The sequence below is a fragment of the Arthrobacter sp. Y81 genome, from assembly GCF_002929335.1.
Lineage (GTDB): Bacteria > Actinomycetota > Actinomycetes > Actinomycetales > Micrococcaceae > Arthrobacter.
This window is the reverse complement of sequence record NZ_PJIL01000006.1, coordinates 36287-50041: the sequence shown is the minus strand read 5'-3', so window position 1 is coordinate 50041 and position 13755 is coordinate 36287. Positions and strand designations below refer to the sequence as shown.

The window sequence follows — 13755 nt, the reverse complement described above, 5'->3', positions numbered from 1 at the left end:
TGACGTTTATTGATTGTTAATCAGTCTAAACAATCATAAACAATCTAACAAGAGTCACTGCGCCGTCGCGTTCGCAGCCTGAAAAACCGTTGCGACTGGGTTGCCGATACCCGCTGCGGCGCGGCTAGCGTCGGCCGGCAGTACCTATCGGCATGCGCCTTCAGGCGGCATCCGGCGAGGGAGACTTTCGGGGAATTCTTGCGCCGCCGCGCAGGACCGACAGAAGCCCAAAGTCTTCATCCACAACGACAACGTCAGCCTTCATTCCCGTGCGCAGGCTGCCAACCTCGGCCCCAAGTCCGAGAATCTGTGCCGGCACAGAAGTGGCTGACGCGACGGCATCACCGGGACTGACGCCTGCCGCGATGGTCTGTCTGACAACGTCCAACAATGTTGCCGTACCACCGGCGAGCGATCCGGTGCTCCGCAACGTTGCCACGCCGTTGCGGACCGAAACCGCAGACGGGCCCAGGACGTAGTCACCGTCCGGCAACCCTGTCGCTGCCATCGAATCGGTGACCAGAACGACGTTCCCCGGCCCGACCAGCTCGAAAACCATCCGCACCGTCTGCGGATCGAGATGTACACCGTCGCCTATCAATTCCACGGCCACGGTGCCTGCCCGCGCCAGCCGGAGGCAGGCCGCCACAGGACCCGGGTTCCGGTGGTGCATGGGAGCCATCCCATTAAAAAGGTGTGTCACTGTGGGGCGGACCCCTGATCGGTGGAGGCTGGACGATGCCAGGCTTCCAGCTGCGCGTTGCAGCGAGGCGGCAGCCGTTTCGGCGTCAGAATCCGAATGGCCAAAGGACGGCACCACCCCATGCTTTGCCAACATGTCGACCAATTCATCCGCCCCTTCCAGCTCCGCAGCGTAAGTCATGGACTTTAGGGCTCCACCAGCGGCCCGCAGCAACTCGCTGAGCAGCTCAAGATCAGGTTCCCGAAGCCACTGGGGGTTTTGTGCGCCGCATCGGGCATGGGACAGGAAGGGTCCTTCCACATGAATTCCGGCGACGAGCCCTTCAGCCACCATGGGCTTTAAAGTTGTTATCGCCGCCAGCAAATCCGTGCTTGGAGCCGTGACAAGGCTTGCAAGCAGCGTTGTGGTGCCGTGTGCGTGCAGGAAGTCAACTGCTGCCCTGGATCCTGCATTTTCCCCGGCAGGAAAATCGCCACCGACAGCCCCATGGCAATGCAGATCGACTAGCCCCGGAACTATGAAACCGTTCGGAGGAACGGCGATCACCTCAGCGCCATGCAATTCGTCGGTGTTGAGATCCCCGCGTGGCCCCGCGTAGACAATCCGGTCGTTACGTACGGCCACTGCCCAATCGCCAAGGACGCGTCCGTCCGTGACTACGGTCCCCAAAAGAAGGTAAGGCGCGCTGGTGCTGGTCTCCACGGGCGCCGAAGTTTGCATACTTGATCCTAGACACTCTGTATAACGGGGTCGCCGCTGGCGGCCGCCAGCGGCCGGCTGTTCCTGCGCCTGCCAATCGCCTGAGAATTGGGCTGTTTTGTCGGTGTCATCGGCTGTCCTCGCGTTCGCGGATCCGACGTTTTGCAATCCCGGTCGCACCGACCAATCACGGAACATCAAATCACAGACATGCTTATAATGTGCGTATTCATGAAAGAAGCCGGGCCAAAATGTGCACATTACGTCAGAAATCACGTGCTGCCGCCCGCAGGCGCTGAAGGACATCTTTGCCGAGTTCACTCCGTGGTTCCGCAGCGAAGACGTCAACTTCGGCGCCGACGAGTACCCCGAGGCGTTCACCGAATATTTCCGCAACTACTACAACAATATTGCGGCCCACCTGCGTACGCTCGGCAAAAAGCCGAGCGCCTGGGGCAGCTTCACAGTCGCTGTACCAGAACTGGACCCCCAATGAGGCCGCAGGCCAGACCGTTGAGCCGGAGTCCGTCATGGGCGCCATGTTTGCCGTCTGGAATGACCTGGTCGGTACTCCGTACACGGAATTGGATGTCCATCAACTCATTGAGGCGACCTTCCCGGTGATCGCGCAGAAGTCCTGGACCGCCGTCGACCCCGTCCTTCCTTACGCAAGCTTCACCAGCACGGTGCAGAAGGTCGGCATGGGACCGGGCCTCAACCGGGTTGTCTAGGTCTCCCTGCCGTTGCAGCTGAACCATGCCGGCGCGGCCGGAGGGAACTCTTGCGGCCTCTAGCCCAGCAGCGTGTTGACCAGCCGCGCGGCCACTTTGGCCGTGCGCTGGTCGATGTCGAATTCCGGGTTCAGCTCGGCGACGTCCAGGTGCAGCAGTTTCCCGCTGGCAGCCACCTGCCGGCACACGGCGCTGATCACGGCCAGGGGCACCCCGAACGAGGCCGGGGCACTGACTCCCGGTGCCACGGCGGCGGGCAGCACATCCAGGTCGATCGTCAGGTAGAGGACATCCACGCTATCCAGGAAGTCGGCCACGAACTTCCGGGTGGCCTCCGCGGAGGACTCCTCATCCAGCAGGTACTTCACGCCCAGCCGTTCGGCGGTCCTGAACAGGGCCCGGGTGTTATTGGGCTCGGAAATCCCGACGACGGCGTAGTTCAGTTTGCGTTCGGCGGCCTCCTCCGCCCGGGCCATCTGCAGGAAGGGTGTGCCGGAGGACGGCTCCGGCGCGTCGCGGAGGTCGAAGTGCGCGTCCAGGTTCAGCACGCCCAGCCGCTTCCCGCCGCGGACGGCTTCGGAACCGGCCACGCCAAGGTAGCTGGCGAACGCGGTCTCGTGGCCGCCGCCCAGCACAACGGTGAGGTTGCCGGCGTCGAGCATTTCAGCGACTGCCAGCCCGGCGCGCGCTTGGCCGGCCTCCAGCGCATTGTCCATGACGGTCACATCACCGGCGTCGAACACCTCGCGCGGGAGGTGGAACGCGAGCGGACCGAGGGCGGCCCGGATGGCGCCGGGGGCCGCAGCGGCGCCCACCCGGCCCTTGTTGCGCAGCACGCCCGCGTCGCTGCTGAAGCCGAGAATGACGGCGGGTCGGCTGCCGGGTCCTGCGTGTTCGGGCAGGGGAGCGGCAGGCTCGTGGCGATACGGCTTGACGGCCTGCCACCAGCGGCGGTGCTCGGCGCCGTCGCCGTCGAAACGGCCCCTCCAGGTGAGCGGCGGGATGTCGACTGTTAGGGCTGTGTGAGGCATACTCCAAGCTCACCGCAGCAGTGCCCCCAAAACCAGCCCCGCCGCCCTCTGGCTGTCCCAAATCCCGGACACACCCCAAGAGCCGCCTGCTGGGCGCTAGTGGATGCCCAGCGCCTGCTCGATGGGGCCGACGGCGAAGAAGAGCAGGAACGCGGCCGCCACGGCCCACATGAGCGGGTGGACGTCGCGCGCTCGGCCCTGGAAGGTGCGGATCAGGACGTAGGCGATGAATCCGGCGCCCAGGCCGTTGGCGATCGAGTAGGTGAACGGCATCAGGCTGAAGGTCAGGAACGCGGGAATCCCGATGCCCCAGTCCTGCCAGTCGATCTTGCCCACCTGGGAGACCATCAGGAAGCCCACCACCACCAGTGCCGGGGCCACGGCCTCGAACGGCACCAGGTTGATCAGCGGGGTGAAGAACATGGCCACGAGGAACAGCAGGCCGGTGACGATCGAGGCCAGGCCCGTCCGTGCGCCTTCGCCGATGCCGGCACCGGATTCCACATAGATCTGGTTGGAGGAGACGGAGGCGCCTCCACCCACGATTGCGCCGAGCGCGTCGATCTGCAGCACGCGGTCCACGTCGGGGATGTTGCCGTCCTTGTCCACGGTTCCGGCCTCGTTGGCCAGGCCCACCATGGTGCCCATGGCGTCGAAGAAGATGCTCAGCAGGATCACGAATGCCAGCAGTGTTGCCGCTACGAAGCCCAGGTGCTCGAAGGCTCCGATGGGGTTGGCCTTGCCGATCAGTGACAGGTCGGGCGCGGCCCACTCGGTGAAGGTCGGGGCCACCAGGGACCAGCCTTGCGGGTTGAACGGCTTGCCCGGGGAGAAGCTCGGGCCGATGTGCAGGGTGAATTCCAGGATCACGGCGAGCACGGTGGAGGCCACGATGCCGATCAGGATGGCGCCCCTGACCTTGCGGACCACCAGGGCGATGGTCAGGATCAGGCCGAACACGAACACCAGGGTGGGCCAGCCCAGGAGCTTTCCGTCGAAGCCCAGCCCCACCGGTACCGTGGTGCCGGCGGCATCCGGGATGCGGCGGACAAAACCTGCGTTGACCAGCCCGATCAGGGCGATGAACAGGCCGATGCCCACCACGATGGCCGTCTTGAGCCCATCCGGAACGGCTTTGAACACCGCGGTGCGGAACCCGGTGAGGACCAGGATCAGCATGGTGACGCCGGAGAGCACCACGAGGCCCATCATGTCCGGCCAGGTCAGGCCCGGATTCGTTGCCACGGTCACGGCCACGAAGGCGTTGACGCCCAGCCCGGTGGCCAAGGCGAACGGGTGCTTTGCCCAGGCGCCCATGAGGATGGTCAGGATGCCTGCCACGAAGGCGGTCACTGCTGCGACGGCCGGGAAGCCCAGGGTTGCGCCGCTGGAGTCGGCCACGGAGAGGATCAGGGGATTCAACACCACGATGTAGCTCATGGCGAAGAACGTGGCAAAGCCTCCGCGGATCTCGCGGGAGAAGTTGGACCCCCGCTCGGATATCTTGAAGTACCGGTCCAGTGCAGAGCCCTGCTTAAGCATTAGTCCTCCGGGGAGAGTGGTGGGGATTACTTGAATCCTAGTAGCTGGGCGGGTTGCAGCCCCGTGATTTCGCCTAGTCTGTAAGGAAGCCAACACACAGGAGTAGCCCCCCATGCGTCCCATCCGCCACTTGCTGAGCGCCCTTCTCGGGGCACTGTTATTCGCGGCCGCCGTGCTGTCTGCGGCGGCGCCGGCCTCAGCCCACGACGCCGCCGAATCGAGCAGCCCGGCCCAGGGCGCCACCGTGGCCACACCTCCGGAGAAGGTGTCCGTCACGTTCAACAACGACCCGCTGGCACTCGGATCGCAGATCCAGGTGAAGGACGCGGCAGGCACCAGCTGGGCTGAAGGCGACGTGGAAATCGTGGACAACGTGGCCTCGCAGAAACTCCGGGCCGGCGCTCCGGCAGGGCAGTACACCGTGGCGTGGCGAGTGGTCAGTTCCGATTCGCACCCGATCGAGGGCACCTTCACGTTTACGGCCACCGCCGGGGCGGCGGGTTCCGGGACTGCGGGTCCGGGCAGCTCGACGACACCTGCGAAGGCTCCTACGGCGGGCACCGCCCAGCCCGGCACCACAACGGCGCCGGAGCCTGCGCCGGACGCTGCCGAGCCGTTCCCGTGGAGCCTGGTGCTCTTTGCCGGAACGGCCCTGGGTATCCTCGTGGCACTGGCCGTGCTGGCAAAACGCAACCTCAAAACCCCGGACGGCGACGCCGGCGAGGAGCAGTAGGTCCGGCCTGGCAGTAGGTCCGGCCCGGGCAGGAGTCCGGGCTAGGCCCGGGCCTGCAGTGCGGCGAAGCTTCCCGTAAGCACTGACGGGACACTGTCCGGATAAACCTTGGCGGAAATCGCCTGCCCAACAACCTTTGCCTGGCGGAGCACTTCCTTGGGCGTCGGTGTGATGAGTTCCCCAACCCCGACGAGGTACATGCCGATGGCGCGCATGGCGGCCGCCAGGTTCTGCCCCAGGGCCAGCCCGAGGTCGGCAAGCATGCGGCGCAGCTGACTGTGTGCGCCGCGGGTCAGGACGATGTGGTGGGCCAGCAGGACGCCGTCAGGTGTGTGGACAGCCCACTGGTGTGTGGACGGCTCGGCGAGCCCGGTGCCCAGCAGGTTCAATTGAACGGCCCGGGTGTTATTGCGGATATCCAGGTTGTGGCTGCTGGCGTAGTTCCGCAGGTGCCGGAGGATTTCGTTGCGCTCCTGCATGGTGGCTGAATTCGGTGCGTCGCACCGGGGCAGGGAGACGGTTTTGGCGGATTGGATTCCGCCCAGGGTTTCGAGCGCATCCACGGTGATGGAATCCACGCCGCGCCGCCGGAGCTCGCTGGCAATTGCCAGGCCCGGCAGCCCTGAGCCGATGATCACCGTGGTGGTCTGCTCGGTTCCGCCATAATTTGGCATGCTCGACACTGCTGCTTCCTCCTCGAATGGTTCACTGTGCAGATCCCTCCTGCACTTTCCGTAACCCCCAAAGTCCGGCCGCCGCGCATGAAGCTGGATTGTGTTCTGAAACACATATCTCAGATTCGCAACGCCTCGACACTACAGAACTTTTCGACCTCTGGATAGCCCTTGCCGGACATTGGCTACCCCAACAATCTCACACCTGTAATTTTCCTCATCGGAGGTGGGATCTCTTTGTTTCCGCGCTGTAAAAAGTGGGAGCCAGCTTGGGTCTCCGGAGCCTTCGTATGCCGCGGATTAGGAGCGCTTGCTTAGAGTTCAGCAACCGAGAATAGTTATCAGCAAGAGCTAATTTTCAGCCCAGAGCAGTACCTGGCTCACGGGTCCCGCCGCGGGCGGATACTTCTGGCAGAATAGCGGCAACATCAGGCAGTATCGCGAGGAGGCGGACCCCATGGGCCGAGATCAGGTGCACCCGTCAAGGGATGACGACGGCGGTTCTGCCGCCCCCGAGGGGATCGTTGTGGGCGTGGACGGTTCCGACCATAGCCAGTGCGCACTCGTGTGGGCCGCCCGGGAAGCCGAACGCCGCCGCCGCCCGCTCCATATCGTGACTGCCTACTCCGTGCCGATCTTCGCGGCGTCCGGCCTGGACGGCGGCTATGCCACCGTGGACGACTCGGTAATCCGTGAGGGCGCCGAGGCCATCCTCAAGCAGGCCATGGACAAAGTGGCCCCCTATGACATCGACGTTGACGCCTCCGTGGAGAACGGCGACGCCTCCGGTGTGTTGCTGGAAATGTCCGAAACCGCTGAACTCCTGGTGTTCGGCACCCGCGGCAGGGGCGGCTTCGTGGGCAGGCTCCTGGGCTCGGTCAGCAGCGCCCTGCCGGCTCATGCAAAGTGCCCCACTGTCACTGTGCCGCTGATCTGCGCCGACCGCCTGGGCGAAACCACTGACGACAAGCACATCAAGGCCGAGCAGGCCAAGTCCGGCCACCAGCCGGTCGAGCACGTGGTGGTAGTCGGCGTTGACGGCTCCGAGCAGGCCCGCGTGGCTGTGCTGGAGGCCGCGGACCAGGCCGAACGGCTCGGCGCGCCGCTTCGCGTGGTCTGCGCTGTGCCGCAATACAGCGGTTCGCTGGCATGGGTTCCGGCGCCCATGGACCGGGAAGCATTGTTCGCGGACATCCGCGTCCAGCTCGATGCCGGAGTGGCCTGGCTGAAGAGCCACTATCCCAAGTTGACGGTGGAGACCCAGCTTGTGGACGGTTCACCCGTGGATGTGCTTGTTGACGCGAGCAGGCATGTGGAACTGGTGGTTGTGGGCACCCGCGGCCGCGGCGGCTTCACCGGAATGCTGCTGGGGTCGACGTCGGACGGCATCCTTCACCATGCCAAGGGACCGGTGCTGGTGGTTCCGGACAGGGACGATCCGCGGCTTGCGGACCGGGCCAGCTTCGGGCCCATGCTCGGAGCAGCCTAGCCGGACTTCCCAGCCCGTCCGCCCAGCGCACACACCAGGAGGCCAGCAGTGAACCAGCTCAACACCCCTGATGCGTCGGTGGATGGCGTGGTGCTGGGCCTGGAGCTGACCAATGCCGGAATGCTGGCGCGGGTGGGCGGCAAGGCCGCCAATCTCGGCGAAACCATCGGTGCCGGGCTGCCCGTTCCGCCCGGATTCTGCCTGACCACGGACGCGTACCGGAACGCAGTGGGTCCCGCGGGACTCGAAGGGGTGCACAGCGCGCTGGCCGCCGCCGGGATGAATGACCTTGACGCTCTGGCCGGGCTGGCGGCCCGGGCGCGGGAACTCATCCTTGGCGTGGAGATTCCGGCGGAGATTGCAGAGGCCGTCCGGGAATCCTATGCGGCACTGGGGACCGACGTCCCTGTGGCCGTAAGGTCCTCGGCGACAGCCGAGGACCTTCCCTTTGCCAGCTTCGCCGGGCAGCAGGACACCTACCTCAACGTCGTGGGCGCCGACGCCGTGCTGGCGGCGGTCCGGCAGTGCTGGGCCTCGCTGTGGACCGACCGGGCGGTGACCTACCGGGCCACGCACGGGATCAGCCCCTCCACAGTGGCGCTCGCGGTGGTGGTCCAGCGCATGGTGGATGCCGCCGTTGCCGGGGTCCTGTTCACCGCGAACCCGGTGACAGGCAGGCGCCATGAAGCCGTGATCGATGCCAGTCCGGGGCTGGGCGAGGCGGTGGTTTCCGGAGCCGTGAACCCTGACCACTTTGTCGTGGACGCGGACTCAAGGGCGATCCTGGAACGGCGGCCAGGGGACAAGGGGATCGCTATCCGGCCGGTGCCGGGAGGCGGTACCGAGCGGGTCACGCTGGCGCCGGATTCCGCCCCTTCCTTGACCGATGTCCAGGTCCGGGCGCTTGCCGCGCTTGGCAGCCGCGTGGAGCGGCACTACAGTTCCCCGCAGGACATCGAATGGGCCATCGACGGCGCGGACAAGCTCTGGCTGACGCAATCCCGGCCCATCACCACGCTGTACCCTCTTCCCGCTCCCCGTCCTGACCTGCCGGAACGGGAGGGAACACGCGTGTACCTCTGCTTCAGCCTTGCCCAGGGCCTGACCAGGCCGCTCACGCCGATGGGGATGGCAGGCCTCAAACTGATTGCGTCCTCCGTTGCACGCGCAGCCGGCTTTGACGTGCCGGTGCCGCGCAACGGGCCGGCCCCGTTCAGGCAGGCAGGGCAGCGCCTCTTTTTCGACCTCACTCCTGTTGTCCGCAGCAGCGTGGGCCGAGCGATCGTGCCCCGCGTCTTCGACGTCATGGAAGCCCGGTCCGCCGCCGTCCTGCGCGGACTCTTTGCCGATCCCCGGTTCTCCGTCACGCTCAGGACGCCGTGGCGGCTGGTCCGGCACGTTGGCCCGGTGGCGGCCAAGGTCCGGATTCCGGAGACGCTGCTCCGTGCACTTTTCCGCCCGGAAGCGGCGCTCCGGCGCGTGGATGGTCTCGGCGAGCGGCTCAGGGCTGCCCTCGTGGTGCCGGCCAATGCCACGGCGGCGGAACGGCTGAACCACGCTGAACGCATCCTCGGCGAGGAGCTCTTCGCGATCGTCCCGGCCGTGCTCCCGCTGCCGGCATTGGGGTTTGCGCTGCTGGGCCTCGCAGGGAAGATCTCAGGCCAGGGCGCGGTGCCCGGTGCCCTGCAGCCTGTGCTGCGCGGGTTGCCCAACAACGTGACCACGGAGATGGACCTTGCCCTTTGGCAGCTCGCCACAGACATCCGTGCCCACGCCGGAGCCGCCGCAGCCTTTGAGGAGTCTTCGCCGCCGGAACTGGCCCGGCGGTACCGCGCAGGTGAGCTGCCCGCCGTCGTTCAGTCCGGACTGGCGGGTTTCCTCGGACGGTACGGGCACCGCGCCGTCGCGGAAATCGATCTCGGCATGCCCCGCTGGTCCGACGACCCCGGGCATATCCTCGGCGTCCTCGCGAACTACCTCAAGCTCGACGATCCCGCGCTGGCGCCGGACCGGCAGTTCGCCAATGCCGCCCGCGAGGCGGAGGACCGGATCGAGCGGCTCGCATGGGCCGCAGGGAGCCGCGGCGGCCCGGCGGGCAGGCTCCGCGCCCGCCTGGTCCGGGGCGCCCTGAAACGGACGAGGCTGTTTGCCGGGCTGCGCGAACTGCCGAAATACCACCTCGTCGAGGGCCTGGGCTCGGTACGGCAGCAGCTCTCGGCGGTAGGAGCGGAACTCGCCGCCGCCGGCCGCATCGCCGAAGCCGGCGACATCTTCTTCCTCGACTTCGCCGAAGCGCACCGGGGCCTGGCAGGGGCGTCCATGCGGGCACTCGTGGCGGAGCGCCGGGAGGCCTACGATGCCGAGCTGGGCCGCCGCCGCATCCCGCGGGTGCTGCTGTCCGACGGGACAGAGCCCGAAGCGGTGCAGGCCCGCGGCGGAACGGGAGCCGGGCCCGGAGTCCTGTCCGGCACACCGGCCTCGGCCGGAACCGTCACCGCCAAGGCACGCGTCATCCTGGACCCGCATGGCGCCCGGCTGGAACCAGGCGAAATCCTGGTGGCCCCGTCAACGGATCCGGGCTGGACGCCGCTGTTCCTCACCGCCGGCGGACTGGTGATGGAAATGGGCGGCCCCAACTCCCACGGCGCAGTGGTCGCCCGGGAGTACGGCATTCCCGCTGTCGTGGGCGTCCCGGACGCCACCTCCGCCATCAGCACCGGCCAGGTCATCACGCTCGACGGCGGGGCCGGCACAGTCGCGCCGTCAGCGGGCTGACCGCGGACTGACGCGCCAGCCGAACCGCCGGCCAAACAGGCAGCCCGGAAGCTCTCCCAAGGGGTGTAGCGGGCGGGCCCGAGGCGTACTCTGGAATCAATAGGCTGCGATCTCGGAGCGGAGTTATCATGACCAGAAAGTGGCTGCGGTGGATGCCCGCCGTTGCCGTGCCTGCCGTAATTGCCGCCGCTGCGCTGGCTGGCTCCCTGCCTGCAAGCGCCGGGGACCCGCTGCCCGCCAAAACCCCGGCCGAGGTCCTGGCCCTGGTGGCACAGCACACTGCTCCGTCCCTCTCCGGGACCCTCGAACAGACCTCCCAGATCGGCCTTCCCGAGCTGCCCCAGGCAGGTGCATCGTCCGGGAGCGGCGCCGCCTCCGTCCTGGAGCTGTTGAGCGGGCCGCACACAGCACGGGTCTTCCTGGACGGACCCAGCAACGTACGAGTCCAGGTGCTGGACCGCCTCGCTGAACGCAATGCGGTGCGGAGCGGTGACCAGGTATGGCTCTACAGCTCCAAGGACAACACCGCCACGCACCTGACGCTGCCCGCCGGCGCCGGCCACTCCAGGGATTTCGGCCAGTACAAGCATCCGGACGCCGGGATGCATGGTGTGATGCCGACGCCGGAGGAACTGGCAGAGCGGCTGCTTGCCGCCGCCGATGCCACCACTGAAGTTGCCGTGCTTCCGGAGGTCAACGTTGCAGGCCGGGCTGCTTACAACCTGGTGATCACACCCCGGACCGAAGGCACCCTGATCGGTTCGGTTTCCATTGCGGTTGATGGCCAGAGCGGCCTGCCGCTCAGCGTCGAACTGAAGGCCCGCGGACAGGAGGAGCCGGCCTTCAAGCTGGCGTTCACCAGCCTGACACTCGAAGCGCCGGACGCTTCCCTGTTCGCCTTCAGCCCGCCTCCGGGCGCCACCGTCAAGGAAATTCAAGTCCCGGCCCACGGGACAGGACCCTTGGGGAAAGGGCACCGGCCTATGCACGGAACGGAAAGCGGCGTAGTCCCTGATGCCGTTGATCCGGGCGCCGTTCCGCCCGATGCAGTACCGCCCGACGCTGTGGAGCCTGGCACAATTCCGCCCGATGCAGTACGCCCGGACTATCGGAATCCCAATGGCGGGCTGCCCCGACCGACAGTGACCGGTACCGGCTGGGAGACAGTAGTTGAATTCCCCGCCAGCCCGGCGTCCGCGGAAGCCGGTGCGATGGTGTCCGGTGATCCGCTGCTTCAGCAGGCGGCCGTCGCAGTGCCTGGCGGACGGCTCTTCAGCACCGCGGTCGTGAATGTGCTGTTCACCGATGACGGCCGAGTCTTCGCCGGGTCTGTTCCTGCGGATCGCCTGCTAACCGCTGCTGCCGCGAGGTGACAGCCGCGGGCCGAGGCGGAGAACTCGCCATAGAGACGCACGGTCTCAGCAAGCGGTTCGGCCATCAGCTGGCCGTGGACGGAGTTGACCTGTCCGTTCCGAAGGGGTCTGTCTTTGGTTTCCTGGGTCCCAACGGCTCCGGAAAAACCACCACCATCCGCATGCTGCTGGGCCTCGCCGGGGCCACCGACGGCTCCGTCAGCGTGCTGGGGCTGGAGATGCCGGACAGGTTCCGCGAGGTCCTCCCAAGGGTAGGCGCCCTGGTGGAGGGCCCGGCGTTCTACCCGTTCCTCTCGGGGGCGGCCAACCTTCGGCGCCTCGATGCCGCGGACCCCCATGCGGAAGCCTCCACACGGCGTGCCCGGGTGGATGCCGCGCTGGAACGCGTGGGCCTGACACACGCCGCCGGGAAGAAGGTCCGCGCTTACTCCTTGGGCATGAAACAGCGCCTGGGCATCGCCAACGCGCTCCTTTCACCCCGGGAACTGCTGGTGCTCGACGAGCCAACCAACGGGCTGGACCCGCAGGGAACGCGCGAGGTCCGCTCGCTGGTGCGGTCACTTGCGGCGGACGGCGCCACGGTTTTCGTCTCGAGCCACCTGCTTGCCGAAGTGGAGCAGATCTGCACCCACGCGGCCGTGATGAGCGCCGGGCGGCTGGTGGCGCAGGGAACGCTCCCGGAGCTGCGCGACGCGGGCAAGGCGCGGATCCGCCTGGTAACGCCCGACGCCGGCCTTGCCGAGGATGTCTTCGCCCGGTTGGGCATGACTCCCGTGGGCGGCCGGAGCAACGGAGCACTGGTGTATTCCGCCTCGGTTGGCGAGGCGGGCGTGCAGGCAGGGCCCGGCCAGAAGGCCGGTCCTGGCGGGCGTACTGACGGTGCCGCGCCCGCGGGCGGCGAAGTGGAGCCGGAGGCCATAGTGGCCGCCCTGGTGGCGGCCGGGGTGCGGGTCCGCGGGTTCGCTGTGGAGCAGGGCAGCCTGGAGGACCGCTTTGTGGCGCTGACGGGGGAGGGGTTCGACATTGCCCAATAAAGAAGTGCCCATTGGAGAAGTGCCCATTGGAGAAGTGCCCATTGGAGAAGTGCCCATTGGAGAAGTGCCTAGGAGGGAAGTGACCAGTACGGACGGTGCCGTCGACGTTCGCGCGGCCGAACCGCCGTCGGGAAGGCCATCCTCCGGGTGGCCGCTGCTGGCCTCCGAACTGACCGTCCTGTTTCGCCGACGCCGGACCTGGGCCATGATGCTTGCGCTCGCCGCCGTGCCGGTGCTGATGGCAATCGCCGTCCGGGCCTCGTCGGCCGTACCGCCCGGCCGGGGACCCGCCTTCCTGGACAGGATCACCCAGAACGGGCTGTTTGTGGGCGTGACGGCGATGCTGGTCTGCGTGCCGCTTTTCCTGCCGCTCACCGTGGGGGTGGTGGCTGGCGACACGATTGCCGGCGAGGCCGGCTTGGGGACATTGCGGTATCTTCTGGTGGCTCCGGCCGGACGGGTGCGGCTGCTGCTGGTCAAATATGCGGGGGCTGCCGCGTTCTGCATTGTTGCCCCACTGGTGGTGGCACTGGCGGGAGCCGGCATTGGCGCTGCGCTGTTTCCGGTGGGTCCGGTGACACTGCTGTCCGGAGACGTGATCACTCCGGAGGAGGCGGTGGTGCGTCTGGTGCTCGTGGCCGCCTACCTGACCGTGTCACTGCTGGGGCTCTCCGCCGTCGGGCTCTTCCTGTCCACCCTGACGGATGTGCCGGTGGGCGCCATGGCCGCCACCATCGTGGCCTCGGTGGTGTCCCAGGTGCTGGGTGAACTGCCCCAGCTGGAGTGGCTGCACCCTTGGCTGTTCAGCCACTATTGGTTCGGTTTTGCCGACCTGCTGCGCCAGCCGATTGCCTGGGATTCCTTCGGCAACAATGCGCTGCTGCAGGCCGGATACATCGCAGTCTTCGGGGCGCTCGCCTACGGCCGGTTCGTCACGAAGGACATTCTGTCCTAGCTGCCGGAGCAGGTCC

The 13755-nt window shown here is 66.9% G+C and carries 12 protein-coding genes and 1 pseudogene; 9 read left to right on the top strand and 4 right to left on the bottom strand.

The window, feature by feature from the left end; all coding sequences use genetic code 11:
* Window positions 1–160: 160 nt before the first annotated feature.
* Entirely contained in the window at window positions 161–1423 is a 1263-nt protein-coding gene (gene nagA / locus CXQ91_RS09755; RefSeq protein WP_104173732.1) for an N-acetylglucosamine-6-phosphate deacetylase, read from the bottom strand.
* 232 nt (window positions 1424–1655) lie between these two features.
* Here nagA and CXQ91_RS09750 point away from each other — a divergent pair, with 232 nt between their 5' ends.
* Both CXQ91_RS09750 and CXQ91_RS09745 read left to right on the top strand, forming a co-directional pair.
* A complete protein-coding gene (locus CXQ91_RS09750) occupies window positions 1656–1898 on the top strand; it encodes a hypothetical protein (RefSeq protein ID WP_104173731.1) in 243 nt (80 codons plus the stop codon).
* 34 nt (window positions 1899–1932) lie between these two features.
* Window positions 1933–2133, top strand: a complete 201-nt coding sequence (locus tag CXQ91_RS09745; protein ID WP_104173730.1) for a hypothetical protein — start codon at window positions 1933–1935, stop codon at window positions 2131–2133.
* A 59-nt stretch (window positions 2134–2192) separates the two neighbouring features.
* On the opposite strand, the gene hutG is transcribed toward CXQ91_RS09745, so the two are convergent.
* A complete protein-coding gene (gene hutG / locus CXQ91_RS09740) occupies window positions 2193–3164 on the bottom strand; it encodes a formimidoylglutamase (protein WP_104173729.1) in 972 nt (323 codons plus the stop codon).
* 96 nt (window positions 3165–3260) lie between these two features.
* On the bottom strand, window positions 3261–4706 hold the full coding sequence (locus CXQ91_RS09735; RefSeq protein WP_104173728.1) for an NCS2 family permease: 1446 nt from the start codon (window positions 4704–4706) through the stop codon (window positions 3261–3263).
* A gap of 112 nt (window positions 4707–4818) precedes the next feature.
* On the opposite strand from CXQ91_RS09735, the gene CXQ91_RS09730 reads away from it, so the two are divergent.
* Complete coding sequence (locus CXQ91_RS09730) at window positions 4819–5439, top strand: copper resistance CopC family protein (protein ID WP_104173727.1); 621 nt, start codon at window positions 4819–4821, stop codon at window positions 5437–5439.
* Between the two features lie 41 nt (window positions 5440–5480).
* Here CXQ91_RS09730 and CXQ91_RS09725 read toward each other — a convergent pair whose 3' ends face one another.
* Window positions 5481–6113: an FAD-dependent monooxygenase gene (locus CXQ91_RS09725; protein WP_181038849.1), complete on the bottom strand. Its 633-nt coding sequence runs from the start codon at window positions 6111–6113 to the stop codon at window positions 5481–5483.
* A 457-nt stretch (window positions 6114–6570) separates the two neighbouring features.
* Here CXQ91_RS09725 and CXQ91_RS09720 point away from each other — a divergent pair, with 457 nt between their 5' ends.
* The 6 genes and pseudogenes from CXQ91_RS09720 (at window position 6571) to CXQ91_RS09700 (ending at window position 13739) form a co-directional block, all read left to right on the top strand.
* On the top strand, window positions 6571–7602 hold the full coding sequence (locus CXQ91_RS09720) for a universal stress protein (RefSeq protein ID WP_104173725.1): 1032 nt from the start codon (window positions 6571–6573) through the stop codon (window positions 7600–7602).
* Window positions 7603–7650: 48 nt separating this feature from the next.
* Window positions 7651–10377, top strand: a complete 2727-nt coding sequence (locus CXQ91_RS09715) for a PEP/pyruvate-binding domain-containing protein (RefSeq protein WP_104173724.1) — start codon at window positions 7651–7653, stop codon at window positions 10375–10377.
* 128 nt (window positions 10378–10505) lie between these two features.
* Window positions 10506–11750: a hypothetical protein gene (locus CXQ91_RS09710; protein WP_104173723.1), complete on the top strand. Its 1245-nt coding sequence runs from the start codon at window positions 10506–10508 to the stop codon at window positions 11748–11750.
* Window positions 11747–12784 (top strand): ABC transporter ATP-binding protein, encoded by a 1038-nt coding sequence (locus CXQ91_RS09705; protein ID WP_104173722.1) that lies wholly within the window; start codon window positions 11747–11749, stop codon window positions 12782–12784. The genes CXQ91_RS09710 and CXQ91_RS09705 overlap by 4 nt, the downstream gene beginning before the upstream one ends.
* Window positions 12769–12867: pseudogene (locus tag CXQ91_RS25725) on the top strand (hypothetical protein); the annotation flags it as partial. The gene CXQ91_RS09705 and the pseudogene CXQ91_RS25725, both read left to right, overlap by 16 nt.
* On the top strand, window positions 12864–13739 hold the full coding sequence (locus tag CXQ91_RS09700; protein WP_258073919.1) for an ABC transporter permease: 876 nt from the start codon (window positions 12864–12866) through the stop codon (window positions 13737–13739). The pseudogene CXQ91_RS25725 and the gene CXQ91_RS09700, both read left to right, overlap by 4 nt.
* Window positions 13740–13755 lie beyond the last annotated feature (16 nt).